This window comes from Sporosarcina sp. NCCP-2716, from assembly GCF_023707985.1.
Taxonomy (GTDB): Bacteria; Bacillota; Bacilli; order Bacillales_A; family Planococcaceae; genus Sporosarcina.
On record NZ_BRCF01000005.1, the window covers coordinates 1 to 18,765 of the forward strand.

15 protein-coding genes are annotated in these 18,765 nt (G+C 55.8%); 11 read left to right on the forward strand and 4 right to left on the reverse strand.

Going from position 1 to position 18,765, the window contains the following annotated elements:
* The 4 genes from NFU03_RS08615 to NFU03_RS08630 all read left to right on the forward strand — a co-directional run.
* Positions 1 to 224: hypothetical protein (locus NFU03_RS08615; protein ID WP_251637882.1), on the forward strand; the 224-nt coding region annotated here is incomplete at its 5' end.
* 219 nt (positions 225 to 443) lie between these two features.
* A complete protein-coding gene (locus tag NFU03_RS08620; protein WP_251637884.1) occupies positions 444 to 2,111 on the forward strand; it encodes an ATP-binding protein in 1,668 nt (555 codons plus the stop codon).
* Positions 2,104 to 2,805, forward strand: coding sequence for a response regulator (locus NFU03_RS08625; protein WP_251637885.1), 702 nt, complete (start codon positions 2,104 to 2,106; stop codon positions 2,803 to 2,805). Before NFU03_RS08620 ends, NFU03_RS08625 begins: the two co-directional genes overlap by 8 nt.
* A gap of 180 nt (positions 2,806 to 2,985) precedes the next feature.
* The gene (locus NFU03_RS08630; protein ID WP_251637887.1) at positions 2,986 to 4,320 is read left to right on the forward strand and encodes a CitMHS family transporter; all 1,335 of its coding nucleotides are present in this window, start codon (positions 2,986 to 2,988) and stop codon (positions 4,318 to 4,320) included.
* Between the two features lie 248 nt (positions 4,321 to 4,568).
* Here the strand turns inward: NFU03_RS08630 and NFU03_RS08635 are convergent, their stop codons facing one another.
* Complete coding sequence (locus NFU03_RS08635; protein ID WP_251637889.1) at positions 4,569 to 5,243, reverse strand: YoaK family protein; 675 nt, start codon at positions 5,241 to 5,243, stop codon at positions 4,569 to 4,571.
* Positions 5,244 to 5,507: 264 nt separating this feature from the next.
* On the opposite strand from NFU03_RS08635, the gene NFU03_RS08640 reads away from it, so the two are divergent.
* Complete coding sequence (locus tag NFU03_RS08640) at positions 5,508 to 6,668, forward strand: oxalate decarboxylase family bicupin (protein WP_398290073.1); 1,161 nt, start codon at positions 5,508 to 5,510, stop codon at positions 6,666 to 6,668.
* Positions 6,669 to 6,744: 76 nt separating this feature from the next.
* Here the strand turns inward: NFU03_RS08640 and NFU03_RS08645 are convergent, their stop codons facing one another.
* Positions 6,745 to 8,229 (reverse strand): FAD-dependent oxidoreductase, encoded by a 1,485-nt coding sequence (locus tag NFU03_RS08645; RefSeq protein WP_251637891.1) that lies wholly within the window; start codon positions 8,227 to 8,229, stop codon positions 6,745 to 6,747.
* 292 nt (positions 8,230 to 8,521) lie between these two features.
* Between NFU03_RS08645 and NFU03_RS08650 the strand changes: the two genes are divergently transcribed.
* A complete protein-coding gene (locus NFU03_RS08650) occupies positions 8,522 to 10,216 on the forward strand; it encodes a methyl-accepting chemotaxis protein (protein WP_251637893.1) in 1,695 nt (564 codons plus the stop codon).
* A gap of 188 nt (positions 10,217 to 10,404) precedes the next feature.
* Here NFU03_RS08650 and NFU03_RS08655 read toward each other — a convergent pair whose 3' ends face one another.
* Entirely contained in the window at positions 10,405 to 10,947 is a 543-nt protein-coding gene (locus NFU03_RS08655) for a GbsR/MarR family transcriptional regulator (RefSeq protein WP_251637895.1), read from the reverse strand.
* Between the two features lie 198 nt (positions 10,948 to 11,145).
* Here NFU03_RS08655 and NFU03_RS08660 point away from each other — a divergent pair, with 198 nt between their 5' ends.
* From NFU03_RS08660 to NFU03_RS08680, 5 genes are all read left to right on the forward strand, one after another.
* Complete coding sequence (locus NFU03_RS08660; RefSeq protein WP_251637897.1) at positions 11,146 to 12,408, forward strand: quaternary amine ABC transporter ATP-binding protein; 1,263 nt, start codon at positions 11,146 to 11,148, stop codon at positions 12,406 to 12,408.
* A complete protein-coding gene (locus NFU03_RS08665; protein WP_251637899.1) occupies positions 12,401 to 13,252 on the forward strand; it encodes an ABC transporter permease in 852 nt (283 codons plus the stop codon). The genes NFU03_RS08660 and NFU03_RS08665 overlap by 8 nt, the downstream gene beginning before the upstream one ends.
* The gene (locus NFU03_RS08670; protein WP_251637900.1) at positions 13,249 to 14,151 is read left to right on the forward strand and encodes a glycine betaine ABC transporter substrate-binding protein; all 903 of its coding nucleotides are present in this window, start codon (positions 13,249 to 13,251) and stop codon (positions 14,149 to 14,151) included. The genes NFU03_RS08665 and NFU03_RS08670 overlap by 4 nt, the downstream gene beginning before the upstream one ends.
* 212 nt (positions 14,152 to 14,363) lie before the next feature.
* A complete protein-coding gene (locus tag NFU03_RS08675; RefSeq protein ID WP_251637902.1) occupies positions 14,364 to 16,586 on the forward strand; it encodes a HelD family protein in 2,223 nt (740 codons plus the stop codon).
* A gap of 322 nt (positions 16,587 to 16,908) precedes the next feature.
* Positions 16,909 to 17,739: a tryptophan-rich sensory protein gene (locus NFU03_RS08680; RefSeq protein ID WP_251637904.1), complete on the forward strand. Its 831-nt coding sequence runs from the start codon at positions 16,909 to 16,911 to the stop codon at positions 17,737 to 17,739.
* A gap of 43 nt (positions 17,740 to 17,782) precedes the next feature.
* Here NFU03_RS08680 and NFU03_RS08685 read toward each other — a convergent pair whose 3' ends face one another.
* The gene (locus NFU03_RS08685; RefSeq protein WP_251637907.1) at positions 17,783 to 18,700 is read right to left on the reverse strand and encodes an NAD(P)/FAD-dependent oxidoreductase; all 918 of its coding nucleotides are present in this window, start codon (positions 18,698 to 18,700) and stop codon (positions 17,783 to 17,785) included.
* Positions 18,701 to 18,765 lie beyond the last annotated feature (65 nt).

The following is an 18,765-nucleotide window of genomic DNA, read 5'->3' on the forward strand; positions in this document are numbered from 1 at the left end:
TAGGCACGTTGCAGGAGTACTTATTCAACACCCTCAGCAGGTTGGAAAAAGATTTCAACCGACCTTTGCGTAAGAGTAATGGCCGTCAGAAAATCCCTGATAAGGCGAGGAAATCGCGAGATTTCGGTGAGGATAATGCGATAGTCAGTCCAATCAACCGTCAGCACTTTATAGATTTAGAAAAAGAAAAAAAGAGAAAAAAAGCGCTTGAAAAAGAGAAGTAAATATATATCCAAAAAAAGGGAACTGGTTAGTCTATATAACCTTGTTCCCTTTTTTTGTTTGCATTCGCTATATCCGTTGGTAATTTAAAACAGTATTGTATAATTTTAAATTCCATGCAACGCTAGTGTGTGACGCACAGGTACCGTCTTTTCCGAATTCGGTCTTCCTGATGATGCGGCGCATGATATGATAACAGCAATAGAAGGCGGGGTGGAGGGATGATCCGGATCCGGAAAGAGGACTTGGCGGCGCATCGGCTGCCGAAGCGGACGTTTTTGAATCTGCATTTGAAGATGATCGGGCTGATCGGTGCACTGGTGGCGGCCATGGTTGTGCTGATCGGCGGATTTCTTAGTTATTTCATGGAGAAAACGCTGGAGGACCAGATCGGCGAGCGGGCGCTGAGTGTGGCGGTGAGTGTGGCGCAGATTCCGGAAGTGGAGGAGGCGTTCCGGTCCGATGATCCGACGAGCATCATCCAGCCGATCGTCGCGCGGATCCAGGATAAGACGGATGCAGAGTTCATCGTCGTCGGCAACATGGAGGAGATCCGGTATGCGCATCCGAACCCTGACCGGATCGGGAAGCGGATGGTCGGGGAGGATAATGAGCGGGCGCTGCAGAAGGGCGAGTCCTATGTGTCCGAATCGACGGGGACGCTCGGCAATTCGCTGCGGGCGAAAGTGCCTGTCTACTTGGACGGCGATATTGTCGGCGTCGTGTCCGTCGGCTTTCTGGCGGATAATATCCGGTCGGTGATCTGGTCGTACAGCAAGGAGATATGGATGGTGCTGTCTGCTGTGCTGGCGGCGGCGGTGCTCGGAGCAATCGGGATCTCGAATTATATTAAGAAAGCATTATTCGGGCTGGAGCCGGAGGAGATTTCCCATCTGCTCGTACAGAAGGAGACGATTCTGCACTCCATCCACGAAGGGATCGTCGCGGTGAATGAGGAAGGACGGATCACGATGATCAACCCGGCGGCCTTGCAGCTGCTGACGGGGAAAGAGAGCAATGGGGAACAATGGGTCGGTAAATCGGCGGACACGAGCTTTCCGGACTCCGATCTGCTCGGCGTGCTGGAAAGCGGGAAGGCGATGTATGATGTAGAGAAACAGGCGGGCGGTCATCTCATATACGTGAATACGGTGCCGATCGTCTATGAAAATCTGAACATGGGAGCGGTTTCGACGTTCCGCAACAAGACCGAAATCGAGCGGCTGACGAAGCGGCTTGCCGACGTCCAGCAGTATGCCGACGCCTTGCGGGCGCAGACTCACGAGTTTTCGAACAAGCTGTATACGATTCTCGGCCTGACCCGGCTCGGGAATTATGATGAAGTGCTTGAATTCATCGAATCCGAAACGGCTGTCCAGGATGGGTGGGTCCAGGCGGTGATCGATGATGTGGCGGATCCATACGTGAGCGGCCTTCTGATCGGCAAGCTGCATCAGGCCAGTGAGCTCCGGATCGCGGTGAACGTCCAGCCGGGCAGTCAGCTGACGTCCGAGCTGACGGGACGCACCCGGCAGGCACTCCTGACGGCCATCGGCAACTTGCTCGATAATGCGTTTGACGCTGTGTATGATGAACGTGCAGCTGATAAGGCGATCTCCCTCTTTTACACGGATGCAGGCCGCGATATCCTCTTTGAAGTGGATGACGCAGGACCGGGTCTCGCGGACTCCGTCGCGGAAAATCTGTTCGAGGAGGGCGTGTCGACGAAAGGGGAGAACGGCCGGGGATTCGGGCTTGCCATCACGAAACAGGAGCTGGAAGCGGCGGGCGGCGGGCTGCTGCTGGAAGAGGGCGAGCTCGGGGGCGCATGCTTCGTGGTGCTGATACCGAAGGGGACGCTTGGGGAAGAGGGGGAAAAGGATGGGTGAGTTGACAGTTTTCATTATCGAAGATGATTTCCGTGTGGCGGACGTGAACCGTCAGCAGGTCGAACAGCTGCCGGGCTACCGTGTGGCGGGCTGTGCGAAGACGATGGCCGAGGCTTTTGATATATTGGAAGATACCCAGCTGCAGCCGGATCTGTTCTTGCTGGATGTCTACATTCCGGACAGTCCGGGACTTGCGCTGTTCCGGGAGCTGCGTATCCGTTTTCCGGAAGCGGGCATTGTTTTCCTGACTGCCGCGAAGGAGACAGGGACAATCGGGGAGGCGCTCCGGGGCGGGGCGTTCGATTACTTGCTGAAGCCCGTGTCGTTCGAGCGGCTGCAGCAGACGTTCTCCCGTTTCCGGCAGCAGCACGTCCTGCTGTCGACGCGGACCGAGCTGTTCCAGCAGGAGATCGACCTGATGCGGACGGGCGGGGATGCTGCGAGGAACTCGGCGCAGACGGAGGGACAGCTGCCGAAAGGGATCGACCGGCTGACGCTTGACCGCATTGCGGACATCATCCGGAAGAGTCCGGCGGGCGGCATGAATGCAAGTGACGTCGGGACGGCGGCTGGCGTGAGCCGGTCGACGGCGCGGCGCTACCTGGAACATCTGACAGCTGCAGGACAAGTGAAGGCCCAGTTGAATTATGGCGACGTCGGCAGACCCGAACGCAAATACATTCCGTCTGAGTGACTTGCGCAGACGGTTTTTTTCTTGTGATCAAAACGAACAAAACGAACCCTATGAACAGTATCGGATTAACTTCCATTACCTATTTCGCCCGTTTCCTGCGTGGTATAGTGTGAGAGTCATTTAAGAGAGTTTTCGGACTATTCATTATGTATCCGCTTACAACTAACGAGGAGGGTTCTTATGTTAAGTATTATCGGACTGCTGATCATCGCCGTCATCGTCGCGCTTTTGATCAGCGGGAGGATTACGCCGATTGTCGGCCTGGTCATTGTGCCGATCATCGGTGCGTTCGCTGCAGGATTCAGTTTCAAGGAGATCGGCGACTTCTTCACAGGGGGGATCGAGTCGGTCATCAGCGTTGTCATCATGTTCATCTTCGCTATCCTGTTTTTCGGTCTCATGCAGGACGCAGGGGTGTTCGACCCGCTGATCGGTAAAATGATCACACTGTCGCGCGGAAATGTTATGGCAGTGGCGATGGCGACAGTGGTCATCGCAGCGATTGCTCAGCTCGACGGGTCAGGCGCCTCGACTTTCCTGATCACCATTCCAGCGCTGCTGCCGCTTTATAAGAAGCTGAAGATGAATCCCTACCTGCTTCTGCTGCTTGTCGGGACGTCTGCCAGTATCGTCAATATGGTGCCGTGGGGCGGGCCGCTCGGACGTGCCGCAGCTGTGCTCGAGATGGATGTCACGGAATTGTGGCGCCCGCTCATCAAAATCCAGATCATCGGACTTGTGCTGCTGGTTGCGCTCGCCTACGTGCTCGGTCTCCGAGAACGCCGTCTGATCCGGAAACGGACGGCAGCGGTTGCGGAAGAGCCGGAAGATGTGGCGGCAAGTGAAGAGGAAATCCGGAAGAAGGAGGAGGCCGAACAACAGGCGGCATCCTTACGCCGGCCGAAACTGCTCTGGCTCAACGTGCTGCTCGCGCTCGGCGTCGTCGCTTTGCTCGTATGGGGAATCGTGCCGGCCGGCCTGACGTTCATGATCGGTTTCAGCATCGCGCTGCCGCTCAATTACCGGTCAGTCGACGAGCAGATGGAGCGCATCAAAGCCCATGCGCCGAACGCGCTCATGATGGCGGCGATCATTCTTGGGGCAGGGTCGTTCCTCGGTATATTGAAGGGGACTAATATGCTCGACTCCATCGCAACGGACCTCGTCCACGTGCTGCCTGCAATGGTTGTACCGTATCTGCACATCATCATCGGATTTTTCGGTGTACCGTTCGACATGCTCCTGAGCACTGACGCGTATTACTTTGCGCTGCTGCCGATTGTCGAGCAGGTCGTATCAGGCTTTGGTGTAAGCGGGGTATCTACGGCCTATGCGCTGATCGTCGGGAACTTCATCGGGACGTTCGTCAGCCCGTTCTCCCCGGCACTCTGGCTCGCACTCGGGCTGGCCGGCCTGGAGATGGGCAAGCACATCCGCTACTCATTCATGACGATGTGGGGCTTCAGTATCGTGCTGTTCCTCATCGCCATGGCACTCGGCGTCATCACGATTTAATGGTTAAGAAAAGCAGCCCATCCTTCGAGGATCGGGCTGCTTTGTGTCGTGTGGCGGGGGTGCAGTGGCCGGAATCGGACGAATGGCGTGTGGAATCGGCCAGATCGGCGTCAGAATCGGACGAATGGAGGGAGAAATCGGCCAAATCACGCCGACAATCGGCCAAACCACCGAGTTAATCGGCAAACGGACACGATTCAGAATCGTGTCCGAATTGTGTGGCGCACAGGTACCGAACTTTCCGCACCTTACGTCGGGCGGCCGGAGCGGGCGGTGGCCCAGGCGAAGGCAGCGAGTGCGATGGCGAAGGCGGTCCACAGGTTGTAGCTGGCGTTCAGCTGGATGATGAGTGTGCCGGCGCCTGCTCCGAGGATGAAGATGACGACGGTGGACAGGAGATCCGCGGCGTGCGCTTGCGCTTTCTTGTCACCGTTGAATACGAACTGGTAGAGATGGTTCATCAGATTTTTCGTATTGCCCGTCATGATGCCGTTGTTGACGGAGGTTCCCCGGAATTTACGGAACGTCGTCAGTTCGTAGCCGGCGAGGGCGCCGAGGGTGAGCAGCATGAGGTTGCCGGTGAGCTGGTTCTGGAAGATGGCGAGAAGGAACAGCACGATGGCCTGGATGAGCAAGTAGTAGCGGTACCGCTTGATGCCTTTGTCTTCCGTCCGCTCGATCACCGCTTCGCCGGCAAATGCGCCGATCGCGAAGCCTGCGAAGACCCAGACGTGTCCCATCGCTTCTTTAAAGTTGCCGGAGAACAGCTTCGCGCTAAGGCTCACGAGGTTGCCTGTCTGGGCACTCGCGAACGATCCGCCCTGCTGCAGGAACGTATACGCGTCGATGAATCCCATGAGGAACGTCGAGAGTACGGTCAGTCCGGTTCCGAGGACATAGGGGGTGTCTTGTTTAGGTGTCATCGTGCCGCAGCACTCCTTTCATATAGTGATAGTCTAGGGATTTCCTGACGGGTGCCAATACTAGTGGCTTACCCTCCAATCGTTCTAGAAAACGGAAAACTCTTAGTTTTATCCAAAAGTAACGGGGTACAGTTCAAATAGGCATCGAATACCAGGACGCGAGAAACAGATGGAGAGAAGTTCGAACGAGTGGGCCGATGTGATGCCATTGTCCGTAACTCATCGATCATGTCTCGCAAATTATAGAAAGGAGATTGACAGTACATGACGACAGACCGTACACAGTCACACAACCCGCAGCCGATGAAAGAGGATAGGGGAGGCAGGATCTGGGGCGCGCAGAATCCGGAAATCTCCCGGCAGAACCCGGATATTCTCGTGCCGCCGGACACGGATAGCGGAACTTTGCCGAACCTTAAGTATCCATATGCACTCACCCATACCCGTGTGGAGCATGGCGGCTGGTCGCGTGAAGTGACCGTCCGCGAAATGCCGGTATCCAAGACATTCGCCGGTGTCAATATGCATCTAGAGCCGGGCGGCGTCCGGGAGCTGCACTGGCACAAGGAGGCCGAATGGTCGTACATGATCAAAGGCAAGGCGCGGATCACTGCCATATCACCGGATGGCCGCCAATTCGTGGATGACGTGGAAGAAGGGGATCTGTGGTATTTCCCGTCAGGTGTACCGCATTCCATCAAGGGATTGAGCGAAGGCGCTGAATTCATCCTCGTGTTCGACGACGGGGCGTTCTCAGAAAACAGTACGTTCTCCATCACGGACTGGTTCTCCAGCACTCCGAAAGACATCCTTGCCGCGAACTTTGGTGTGTCGGAGAAAGAGTTCGATAACATTCCAAAGGGCGAACTGTACATGTACCAGGGCGAAGTGCCCGGGCCGATTGCGCAGGGACTGCCGGAAGATTCCAATGAATTCGTGGAGAATCCGTACAGTTTCAGACTGCGGGATGTCGCTCCGGTTGAATCATCCGGCGGGAAGGTCTGGATTGCAGACTCGGACAACTTCAAAGTGTCCAAGACCGTGGCGGCCGGACTGGTCGAAGTGGAGCCAGGCGGCATGCGTGAACTCCATTGGCATCCGAACGAGGATGAATGGCAGTATTACTTGCAGGGCCAGGGGAAGATGACGGTCTTCGCGTCAGGCGGGAAAGCGAGGACATACGACTATCAGGCGGGAGATGTCGGTTACGTCCCGTTTGCGATGGGCCATTACATCCAGAACACCGGTGATACGCCGCTTGTGTTCCTGGAAATGTTCCGCAGCGATCACTTCGCGGATGTTTCGCTCAACCAGTGGATGTCCCAGACGCCGCCGGAACTGCTGAAGGAGCACTTGCCGCTCAGTGATGAATTCATTAAGAATGCACTCCACAGCGACAAGCGGCCGAATGTGAAATACGAATAAGCAAGGTAAAAATGAAAGACCTCTGGCCATGATACGTCAGAGGTCTTTTGCTGCTCTTCTATCTAGTAAAAAGCTATCAGAACGGGCGTATCGGCTTGAGCGGCAGTTTGGCCGGCCCGGCAATGACGCCGCCGGAGCCTTCGAAGACGGAACCGTGGCACGGGCAGTCCCATGTTTCATCCCCGTCATTCCAGCCGACTTCACAGCCGAGATGCGTGCAGGCGAGGTCGAGGAAATGCAGCTCGCCGGTTTCATCCCGGTACATGCCTGCCGGTTTGCCGTCCTGCTCGAACTTGCGCGCTTCCCCGTTCTTCAGCCGTGCTGCGTCGTCCAGGACGGAATTACCGGATGTGCCGTCGTCCTGCTTCCAGCTGGACAGGTCACGCCCGGGGCTGAGCAGTCCGGTGTGCCGGTTGTCCCGGCCGGTGATCAGGTCGGTGATCAGCCGCGAAGCTGTGCCTGAAAAAGCGAACCCCCACTTGTTGTAGCCGGTCATGACGTATATTTTGTCATCACCTTTTTCGATCGGACCGATGAACGGCCGGCGGTCAGGTGTCATCATGTCGTGCTCCGACCAGCCGTTCCGTATGCCCGTGATGCCGAACTCGCGCTGTGCGAAGTTGCGGATCGACTCATATTTTGCATCCGTCGACTCGCCGTTCCCGGTCGGATGCGTCTTGCCGCCGATGACGAGGATCGGCTCGCCGTCTTCATACGTGCTGCGGAACGTGAACATCGGATCGTCGACGTTGATGAACATCCCATGGGTGAGTGATTCCGGTGCCGGGATGGCGGTCAGGTGGGTCGTCATCGGTTTCAGTGTATCCGAATAGAACGAATGCGGGTCTTCCACCGGGAACAGCGTCGCGAGCACCGCCTGTCTGCAGGTGATCGTGAAGTTCGTGTCGGTCGTGAGCAGCAGACCGCTGTCCGTGTAGTCTTTATCCATATAGCGTGTGTGCTGGTAAATGTGGCCGCCCATCGATTTGAATTCCCGCAGGAGACCGTGAAGGAACTTGAGTGGATGGAACTGGGCCTGTCCATGCATCATGAGTGCGCCTTCCGTGTCGAGCGGCAGCGGGATGTCGTCGGTCATGCCGCCGTCGATGCCGATCTGCCTATACGCGTCCGCCTCTTTACGGAGTTCTGCCACATTGGCATGTTCCTGTGTGAATACGAAGGCATCCATCTCCTTGAAGTCGCAGTCGACGCCGTGTTCCTCGACGATCTTCCCGATGTGCCGGATGCCTTCCATATTTGCCTCGTAGTATTGTTTCGCAATGTCCAGACCTTCCCGCTCGATCAGCTCCGCGTAAATGAGCTGATGCTGCGCCGACAGTTTCGCCGTCGTGCCGCCCGTGCAGCCGTTGCCGATCTCCCGTGCCTCCACGAGCGCGACGGATTGGCCCTCCTTCGCCAGCAGATACGCAGTCAGCACCCCTGAGATCCCCCCTCCGATGACCGCCGTATCGACTTCAATATCCTGCGCAAGACGCGGATAGCTCACCCCGCCCCCGGTCGTCTTCCAAATCGAATGCTGTTTCACATCTTCGTTCTCCATTTACACAACCTCCCAAATTAGTCTCTACATTACCTTCCTACCTTCCGAGTGGGATGATAAACATTAGAGACAGCGGGTGATGGGCTAATCCAGTTGAATGACAGGGCTGCAGAGGATATCCTGGCATGACTATACGCAGGATGGTAGATGAAAAGGAGGGTTGCAGGGGAGAGACTATTAAAAATTCATTAAACGTAGTGACTTTGGTCTCTTACAGTACTATAATAATAACGGTACTAAAGTCGTTAGTAATAGGCAGTATTACATAATTTGGTTGGAGAAGGGGATTTGGATGAAGAGAGTAAGAGGGTTTAAAAGTGTGAAGAGCCGGCTGCTGACAGCGTTCGGCGCAGTTGTGGTGCTGGTAGCGGCGCTTGGGATCTATACACTCGTGTCGGTCAACGCGGTCAACAACAAGACGAATGAGATCGTTGAGACCGATACGAAACTGATGGCGGTCGACCTGAAGCTTGCGAATACGATGGCGGGCCGGCTGTCTGCGGTGCGTGCATATGTGCTGTTCGGGGATGAAAAATATAAGAAGGAATTTCTGGATCTGACGGAGCAGGGGATCGCCCTCCAGGCGGAAGCTGAAAAAATCGGCAGTTCCGGTGAATTCGGCGAACTTGTCGACCAGATGATCAATTGGCGGAAGAAACTGACTGTGGATGTCATCGACATGTACGACCAGAACCGTCCTGAGCGGGCGGCGAAAAATTTGGAGACCCTTTCCGTCGAGGGCAATAAGCTGATCGGGGAGTACCATAAGATCGCGGAAAAGCGCGAACAGCTGACGCAGACGCACGGGCAGGAGATCATCCGGAGTGGTGAGGAGACGCTGACATGGATTTCGGTCGTCGTTCTGCTCGTGCTCGTTGTGAGCACGGCGGCTGCTTTATTCACCGCGCGTATCATTACGCTGCCGATCAAACGGGTGATGGAGCGCATGAAGTCGATTGCGGACGGCGATTTGAGCCACGAACCGCTTGCTGTTAATTCACGTGACGAAGTGGGCCAGCTGGCTGCGGCGACGAACGAAATGAGTGCACGGACGCGTGAGATGCTGAATGAAATCAACGGCGTGTCTTCATCCGTATCGGCGCACTCTGAGGAGCTGACGCAGTCTTCGAATGAAGTGAATGCGGCCTCGCGCCAGATTGCGGTGACGATGCAGGAATTGACGTCAGGCATCGAAAGCGAAGCGAACACGGCGACGGATCTGGCGATGGTGATGGAACGGTTCGCGGAGCGTGTCGGGGATGCGAATGCACGCGGGGAAGCGATCCAGGAAGCGTCGCATAACGTGCTCGGCCAAACGGTGAACGGCTCTGAACTGATGGCCGTTTCGGCGGAACAGATGCAGCGGATCGACGGGATCGTCCAGGAAGCCGTCGCGAAGATCAAAGGACTGGATGTCCAGTCGCAGGAAATTTCGAAGCTCGTCGTCGTCATCAAGGACATCGCCGATCAGACGAACCTGCTGGCGCTGAACGCTGCAATCGAGGCGGCGCGTGCTGGGGAACACGGCAAAGGATTTGCGGTAGTCGCGGAGGAAGTGCGCAAACTGGCCGAGCAGGTCGCTGTGTCTGTCACCGATATCACCGGCATCGTCGGCACGATCCAGCACGAATCAAGCAGCGTTGCGGGGTCGCTCGAGGCAGGGTATGCGGAAGTGGAAAAAGGCACCACCCAGCTGAAGACGACACAGGCGACCTTCGAAGAGATCCGCCAGGCGGTCGAGCATATGGCGGATGACATCGGTGTCATATCACAAAGCCTGGAGGACATTACAGCTGGCAGCGAAGAGATGAGCGAATCGATCGAAGAGATCGCCGCGATTTCCGAGCAGTCGGCGGCGGGTGTCCAGGAAACGTCGGCAGCTTCTCAGCAGACGAGCAGTTCGATGGAAGAAGTAGCCGGCAGCTCCGCGCAACTCGCCCAGCTGGCGGAGGACTTGAATGGATTGGTCCGGGCGTTCAAGCTGTAAATTGAAGATAGATCGTCCGTCCGTATGCCGCTAGGCGTGCGGACGGATTTTTTAGGTGCCTGTTTTTTTAGGTGCCTGTGCGTCGCGCAACTTGGACACTATTTTGAATTGTCTCTGAGTTGTGTGGCGCACAGGTACCAGCAAAATTGAAAAGACGGGGTCCGCCCGGAAGCGGACCCCGTCTTTTTTTACATATCTTCCTCATCCAACGGCACCAATTCGAAGATTTTCTGATCTTCGAATGCGTCGATGAGGCGGTCAAGCCAGTCATAGTAAGTACGAATGTATTCTAGTCTTTCAATGTCATTGCTGATAGTGGCGAGAAGTTCAGGAGAAAGGGAACCCTCCTGTTTGAGTTCTTTCAACTCACTCAAGGATTTCCGGATTGCTGCGGTGTGCAGCGAAACGGCACGTCTCCATTTGACGGTGAACATATCAATGAAGATCTGGTACCAATCGTCTTTCACCTTGTAAAGGTCTTTACGCACGCCGCGTTCCCAGACTCGTTCGACAAGTTTAGCATCGGACATCGCCCGGATGGAGGTGCTCATACTCGTTTTACTCATGCCGAGTTCGGCGGACATGTCATCCAGTGTCAGCGGACGATCCTCAAAGAACATCATGCCGAATTGTCTGCCGGCAGATGGCGGCAGGCCGTACAGATGGATATTCTGTGCGATTGACTCCGTAATTCGTTTACGGGACTTTTCTAACTTCTGTTCTGCATCCATGGTGGAAGACCCTCCTCGCGGTGCCCCATTTACTGCCTGATCTAGCCGCTAAGTATAGCTTAAAACAGCGGAGTGTGTAAAGCAAACCTTTTGTACAGAAAAAACTGTACGTACTAAAAATAAAGTAAATACCTTGTATTACGAATTTGTTACAGCTATACTTGTTGGCATCGGTAAAAAATGAATCGGGGGGTCTATATGACAGACACGGGAAGAAAAAAGAAAGTGGAAGTGAAAAACGTCTCGAAAATATTCGGGAAATCGAGCAAGCGTGCAGCGCAACTTTTGCACGAAGGTAAGTCCAAAAAGGACATATTGAAAGTGACGGGTGCGACCGTAGGAGTGAACGCCGCAACGTTCGACGTTCTCGACGGGGAAATCTTCGTCATCATGGGTCTTTCAGGAAGCGGGAAGTCAACACTCGTTCGTATGCTGAACCGGTTGATCGAGCCGACTTCTGGCCAGGTCCTGATCGATGGGGAAGATATTGTAAAGATGAACAAAGAGCAGCTCCGGAACGTGCGCCGGAAAAAGATCGGTATGGTCTTCCAGAACTTTGCGCTGTTCCCGCATAGGACCATTCTGCAGAATACGGAATACGGGCTGGAAATCCAAGGTACTGACAAAGAGGCAAGGAAGAAGCAGGCGCTTGAATCGCTTGCGCTCGTCGGTCTCGCAGGATACGAATCGCAGTATCCGGGCCAGCTGAGCGGCGGCATGCAGCAGCGTGTCGGGCTTGCGCGCGCGCTCGCAAACGATCCGGACATTCTGCTGATGGACGAGGCTTTCAGTGCGCTTGACCCGCTCATCCGGAAAGACATGCAGGATGAGCTGCTGCAGCTCCACGAGACGATGGGGAAGACGTTCATCTTCATCACTCATGATCTGGATGAAGCATTGCGGATCGGCGATCGGATCGCTCTCATGAAAGACGGGGAAATCGTTCAGCTCGGTACGCCGGAAGAAATTCTGATGAATCCTTCCAACGACTATGTCGAGCGCTTTGTCGAAGATGTCGATTTATCGAAAGTGCTGACAGCAGCCCATATCATGAAGCATGCAGATACGGTCCGGATCGACAGAGGGCCGCGTGTTGCGCTGCGTTTAATGGAGAATTTACGTATTTCCTCCATCTATGTGGTCGACAAAAGCGGTCGGCTGATGGGTGCCCTGACTGCCCAGGACGCGATGCGGGCGGCTGAGAAGAACTTGCCGATCGAAGAGGTGCTCATCCATGACGTCATCACCGTTCCGGGTGAGAGCGTTCTGACTGACCTCTTCGACGTGGTATCGACCGCGACCATACCAGTAGCTGTCGTCGATGAGGCGAATCGGCTGAAAGGAATCATTATTCGCGGCGCATTGATCGGTGCGCTGGCAGGAGATAATGATTTCATCAACGAAAATGGGACGATCGAACAAGAGCCGGTCGAGGAAGGGGAGGTGAAGGTCCATGAATGAGCTGCTGCCCCGCCTGCCGTTTGCTGACTGGATCGACACAGGAGTCGATTGGCTGGTCGATGTGTTCGGACCGGTGTTCGACGGAATTGCGACTGGACTGGAAACGACGGTTGAGACATTCGTCGACATTTTGGATATCCCGCCATCGATCCTGCTTGCGGTCATCTTCGCTTTACTTGCATGGTGGCTGTCGACAAAGAAAATCGCGGCATTCACGCTGATCGGTTTTCTGTTCATCGACTACTTGGGCTATTGGTACCCGATGCTGCAGATGCTTGCACTCGTGCTCACATCCGTAGCGATTGCCATCATCATCGGTGTGCCGATCGGCATCTGGATGTCCCAGCAGGTCGCTGCACGCCGGATCATCACGCCGATACTTGACCTGATGCAGACGATGCCGGCGTTCGTCTATTTGATCCCGGCAATCTTCTTCTTCAATATCGGTGTCGTGCCGGGACTCGTCGCATCGATCATCTTCGCCATGCCGCCGACGATCCGGCTGACGATGCTCGGTATTGAGCAAGTGCCGGCAGACTTGATCGAAGCGACGGAAGCGTTCGGTTCGACAACGTGGCAGCGTCTGCTGAAAGTGCAGATTCCGCTCGCGAAGCCGAATATCATGGCCGGTGTCAACCAGAGCATCATGCTGTCGCTTTCGATGGTCGTCATCGCCTCGATGGTCGGTGCGCCTGGACTTGGAACGAAAGTGTATCAGGCGGTCACACAGCTGAAAACAGGGGTCGGGGTAGAAACGGGTGTCGCCATCGTGCTCGTCGCCATCATCCTCGACCGTATCACGCAACACGCAGGACGATCTAAACAAGGGGGAAAAGAATCATGAATTTCACAAAAAAATTAGCAAGTGTAAGCGCAGTTTCACTACTCGCACTCGGACTCGCAGCATGCGGTGATTCGGATAAGGACAAAGGCAGTGCCGGGTCCGACAAGTCGATCGGCGAGCAAGTCGATTACAAAATCACAGGGATCGACCCGGGTGCCGGCATCATGGAAGCGACAGAGCGCGCGATTGACGACTACGGTCTCGATAAGTGGACACTCACCTCCGGCTCGAGCGCTGCGATGACTGCTGCGCTGAAGAAAGCATATGACAAAGAAAAGCCGATCATCATCACCGGTTGGACGCCGCACTGGATGTTCACCAAATATGATCTGAAATATTTGGATGACCCGGAAGGTTCTTACGGCGGGGCAGAGGAAATCCATACAATCGGACGTCTGGATCTGGAGAAAGACCATCCGGAAGCTTACCAGATCCTCCAAAACTTCAAGTGGGATGAAGAGGACATGGGAACGGTGATGGTCGATATCATTGACGGGGAAGAAGCGGAGGCTGCCGCGGAGAAATGGGTGGAAGACAACCAAGATAAAGTGGCAGAGTGGACGGAAGGCGTCGACAAAGTAGATGGCGAAGAGATCACGCTCGCGTATGTCGCATGGGATAGTGAAATTGCAAGTACGAATGTCATGGCCAAAGTGCTGGAAGACCAAGGCTTCAAAGTGAAGATGTCCCAGGTGGAAGCTGGGCCGATGTGGACAGCTGTCGCAGACGGCAGTGCGGATGCTTTGCTCGCGGGCTGGCTGCCGGTGACCCACAAAACGTATGCCGAAAAGTATGACGGCAAGTATGAAGATCTGGGCACGAGCATGACCGGTGTGAAAATCGGCTTGACGGTTCCGGAATATATGGATATCGACTCAATTGAAGATTTGAAGGAATAACCGAGACGCCCTCGGCAGCCGAGTAATCGGCCGCCAGGGCTTTTTTGTTTTGGCGGTGCCTGTGCGTCATACAACTTAGACGCTATTTTGAGTTGTTTCTGAATTGTGTGACGCACAGGCACCTCTTTTGTGGTACAATCGTCTTCTGTTTAAATTTTCCTAACGAACTTCCGGAAACGACAGGACAAATTCCAGGAACGGAGGATCTGTACATGCAGAGACACCCCGATTTTGAGTTTGAGGCTGAGCGTCTGGAGTACACCATCCAATACATGCAGCGGCTGCTGGTGCAGTCGCAGCGAAATGTGGACGCCTCTCAGGAAGAGATCCGCCATTCGATGGCCGATCTCGATTCCTTGGACTCCAGTATTAGCTACATCAATATTTTGACGAACACCCGGTTTTTTGAAATGGCGCGGTCGCAGAAAGAGACGTTCGAGGCGGTGCAGCAAAAGCCGTATTTTGCGCGCATTCACTTCCAGCCGGACGGGGAGAAGGATCAGCTGCTGTACATCGGCAAGACGTCGGTGTTCCATCAGGAGACGCAGGATCCGATCATCGTGGACTGGCGGTCGCCTGTTGCGAACGTCTATTACGATGGACGGCTCGGGGAGCTGTCGTATGATGTGCGCGGCGAGGAAGTGAGCGGCTGTCTTCATTCGAAGCGGCAGTACCGCATTGAGGACGGCGAGCTGCTGGATGTCCGGGATATCGACTTGACGACGAATGATGAACTGCTGCAGGAGGCGCTGGCCGGTAAGGCGGATGTGCGGCTGACGGAGATCATCTCGACGATCCAGACGGAGCAGAATGACATCATCCGGGCGAGTCTCCACAAGCCGATCATCGTGCAGGGGGCGGCGGGCAGCGGCAAGACGACGATCGCTCTGCACCGGATTTCGTATTTCCTGTATACGATGGGAACCGATTTCCCGGCGGACAAGCTGATGATTTTAGCGCCGAGCAGGCTGTTCATGGACTATATCGCAGATGTGCTTCCGGAACTGGGTGTCGGTGCGATCCGGCAGACGACGTATGAAGAATATGTGCTGGGAGCGACCGGCCTGAAGCTGAAAATGAACGATCCGAACGGAAAGCTGGAACACTTGGCATCCGCAGGTTCACTGGATGAAACGGCAATTGCAATTGCCCGGCTGAAAGGGACCGCTTCGTACCGTTCAATCATGGACCGCTATGTGGCGAAGCTGGAATCTGCAACGGCGGCTCTGTTTGAAGATGTTTTCATTGATAAATATAGAATTATCGGGGCAAAGCGTCTGCGTAAGCTGTTTCTGGAGGACTTCGGCTATTTACCGATCGAGAAACGGCTGGACCGCATCCGGCTCGTCATGAATGCGGAAGTGAACCGCCAGCGGAAACAGCTGTACACGCTGCTGTCAGACAAGTATGAAGAGGCGCTCGATAAGGCGCTCTACGGCATCAAGGACGATGAAAAACGCCGCAGCCGTATCACGAAAATCATGGATGAACGCGATGAGCGGCTCCCTGCAGTGGAGGCTGAAGGGAAGCGGAAGGTTTCATCTTATATGAAGAGATTTAAAAAGTTCAATGTGAAATCACTGTACCGCGCCTGGCTGACGGACGCCGATCTGCAGGGGGCGCTCGCGCCCGGCTGGACGGCGGAATTCCGGGAAGAGTTCCGGCGGGCGCACGCGAAACCCGTCTGGGAGTCGGAAGACCTGGCGGCGCTGTATGATCTGCATGTCCGGCTGAAGGGGCTCGGCGCTGAGTGGAAAGTGCGCGCGGTGTTCATCGATGAGGCTCAGGATTACAGCGAGTATCAGCTGACGGCGCTGCATGACGGTCTCGGGACGGATCTGTTCACGCTGGTCGGGGACTTGGCGCAGGGGATCCACAGTTACCGCGCGCTGACGTCATGGCAGCCGGTGCTCGACATGCTGCCGGAGGCGACGTACGCAACGCTGCAGAAAAGCTATCGGACGACGGTCGAGATCATGCAGCTCGCCAATACGGTGCTCGCGCAGATGGAGGAGGATCTTCCGCTTGTCGAACCGGTCGTCCGGCACGGCATCCCGCCGGTGTTCCATGAAATGGAGCGGCTGGATGTGCCGCAGCTGAGGCGGATCACAGAGGAGATCGCCGCCCGCGGGCACCGGTCCGTCGCGCTCATCTGCAAGACGAATGCTGAAGCGGAGCGGCTGCACGGGCAGCTGGCGGCGTCCGGGATGCGTGTGCAGCTGCTCGCACCGGACAGTGATATCGACGATACATGCCTGCTGATCGTACCGAGCGTGCTGTCGAAAGGTCTCGAGTTCGACGTCGTCCTGATCGCCGCGTTCGACAATCCGTTCCGCAATACGGACATCGACCGGAAGCTGCTGTACGTTGCGATGACGCGGCCGATGCACGAGCTGCATTTGCTCGGGGGAGCGGCTGGAGGAGTGCTGGACTAGCATGATCAAATCCTGTGTGGCGATGATGCCGTGCAGGATATTTGTATGCGCTGGTTTTGTGGGGGCGGCCGGAGGAATCGGCCAAATCGGTGGAGTTATCGGCCGAATGGGACGTGGAATCGGCCAAATGCGCGGAAGAATCGGACGATCGAAACCAACAATCGGCCAATCCAGCGAGCTAATCGGCAACTGGGAACTATTCCGAATAGTGCCTGAATTGTGTGACGCACAGGTACCATCTTTCCCAGGCAGGACGTTTGGGGAGAAGGGCGGACAGGAATGGTATAGTAGGAAGAGAAAGTCGCGGAAATGGGGTGGCGGAATGAACAGAAGGAAGAAATTCAGTAAACTCGGGCTGGCGGTGCTGGTCACATATGTACTTATGATTCTCATGAATTACCTGGCAAACGCGCTGCCGCTGAACGGGCGGACGACGGGGGAAGTGTCGGATCTGTACAGCAACCTGTTCGCGCCCGCGGGGTATACATTTGCGATATGGGGCGTCATCTACGTGCTGCTCGCGTTCCATACGGTTTATCAGCTCGGATTCTTCCGGGTCGGTGAGCGGTCGGAAGTGCGGGAGACGGCGGATAAGACCGCACTGTATTTCATCATCTCGTCGATTGCGAATGCGCTGTGGATTGTGGCGTGGCATTACGGAAAGCTCGGGATTTCGGTCGTGCTGATGGCGGTGATCCTCGTCTGTCTGATTTTCATTAATCTGCGGACGGCGAAGGCCGATCTGTCAGTAAAAGAGAAGTTTTTCATCCGGCTGCCGTTCAGTGTATACTTCGGCTGGATCACGGTGGCGACGATCGCGAATGTGACGGCGTTCCTCGTGAAGGCGGAGTGGAGCGGGTTCGGCTTGTCGGGTGCAGCGTGGACGGTCATCCTGCTGCTTGTAGGGACGGTCATTGGCGTGCTGACGCTGCTGAAGATCTGGAGTGCGCCGTATGGGTTCACGCTCGTCTGGGCGTTCATCGGCATCTACAGCAAGCATGTGTCGCCGGACGGCTGGAATGAGCAGTATCCAGGGATCATTCTGACAGTGTCAATCTGCATTTTGGTGCTCGCCGCCCTCAGTTTGTGGGTGCTCATCAAACGGCCGAAACGCCGCCAGCGCGGCTATCAGAGCGGTGCGTATCGGTTCTGAATGCAAATAAAGACCCGCGGCTGCGGGTCTTTTTTGCTTGGTTTCATTTCGGCAGCGGCTTACCGAAGAATTCATTCGTCAGGTCGCCGTTGATGCCGATGGCGGCGGCGCTCCCGCTGCCGGCGGCGACGATGAGCTGAGCAGGGACGATATTCGCGGTGTCGCCGGCTGCATAGACGTTCCAGACATTCGTCCTGCCGTATTCGTCGGTCTTTATACCGCCATATTCGTTAAGTTCACAGCCGAGCGATTCCGCGAAGTGATCGCCGTGCGACCAGAGCGGTGTGACGAAGCCGAAGGAGCGGTCGATGAGGGTGCCGTCCTCGAGGCGCACGCGCTCGAGCTGGCCGTCCCTCCCTTCGAGCCCTGAAATGATGTCTTCGACGACTTGGATGCCGTAGGATTCGAGCAGTTCGCGTTCATCCAGTTCAAGCCGCCCTTCGCCGTTCGTAAAGACAATCAGGTCGCGGCTCCATGTGAAGACTTCCTTTGCGAGTTTCGCGACGTTCTTGTCGGCGATGACGGCGAGCGGCTTATCCCGGACTTCCCAGCCGTCGCAGTACGGGCAGCTGAACAGGCTCGTGCCGTAGAACCGCTCGATGCCCGGGACGTTCGGCTGTTCGTCTTTCAGGCCGGTTGCGAGCAGGATCTTCGTGCACCGGAAGCTGAGGGCGGATGCTGTCGTCACTTCGTAATGGGTCTCCGTCAGACGTTTGACTGCGGTGACTTTGTCCTGATGCAGCTCGACGGACGGATAGGCCGCCAGTTCTTCGTGAGCGAGGCGCCGGAGCTCGGACGGACAGATCCCGTCACGCGTCAGGAAGCCGTGCGATTCCCGGACGACGTGGTTGCGGGCGTCGTCGTTATCGAACAGCACGACATGGCGGCGGCAGCGCCCGAGCACGAGAGCTGCATTCAGCCCGGCCGGACCGCCGCCGATGATGGCACAGTCATAGGTCATGTGAAATTCCCTTCTTTCATAGGTTGCGCATACAGTCACTGTACCCAGATGGGGCGGATTTAAGC

Coding starts and splice junctions, on each gene's coding strand:
- NFU03_RS08680 (WP_251637904.1), top strand. CDS start 16,909: ATGAACAGAAGGAAGAAATTCAGTAAACTCGGGCTGGCGGTGCTGGTC.
- NFU03_RS08660 (WP_251637897.1), top strand. CDS start 11,146: ATGACAGACACGGGAAGAAAAAAGAAAGTGGAAGTGAAAAACGTCTCG.
- NFU03_RS08665 (WP_251637899.1), top strand. CDS start 12,401: ATGAATGAGCTGCTGCCCCGCCTGCCGTTTGCTGACTGGATCGACACA.
- NFU03_RS08640 (WP_398290073.1), top strand. CDS start 5,508: ATGACGACAGACCGTACACAGTCACACAACCCGCAGCCGATGAAAGAG.
- NFU03_RS08675 (WP_251637902.1), top strand. CDS start 14,364: ATGCAGAGACACCCCGATTTTGAGTTTGAGGCTGAGCGTCTGGAGTAC.
- NFU03_RS08620 (WP_251637884.1), top strand. CDS start 444: ATGATCCGGATCCGGAAAGAGGACTTGGCGGCGCATCGGCTGCCGAAG.
- NFU03_RS08635 (WP_251637889.1), bottom strand. CDS start 5,243: ATGACACCTAAACAAGACACCCCCTATGTCCTCGGAACCGGACTGACC.
- NFU03_RS08625 (WP_251637885.1), top strand. CDS start 2,104: ATGGGTGAGTTGACAGTTTTCATTATCGAAGATGATTTCCGTGTGGCG.
- NFU03_RS08630 (WP_251637887.1), top strand. CDS start 2,986: ATGTTAAGTATTATCGGACTGCTGATCATCGCCGTCATCGTCGCGCTT.
- NFU03_RS08655 (WP_251637895.1), bottom strand. CDS start 10,947: ATGGATGCAGAACAGAAGTTAGAAAAGTCCCGTAAACGAATTACGGAG.
- NFU03_RS08650 (WP_251637893.1), top strand. CDS start 8,522: ATGAAGAGAGTAAGAGGGTTTAAAAGTGTGAAGAGCCGGCTGCTGACA.
- NFU03_RS08685 (WP_251637907.1), bottom strand. CDS start 18,700: ATGACCTATGACTGTGCCATCATCGGCGGCGGTCCGGCCGGGCTGAAT.
- NFU03_RS08670 (WP_251637900.1), top strand. CDS start 13,249: ATGAATTTCACAAAAAAATTAGCAAGTGTAAGCGCAGTTTCACTACTC.
- NFU03_RS08645 (WP_251637891.1), bottom strand. CDS start 8,229: ATGGAGAACGAAGATGTGAAACAGCATTCGATTTGGAAGACGACCGGG.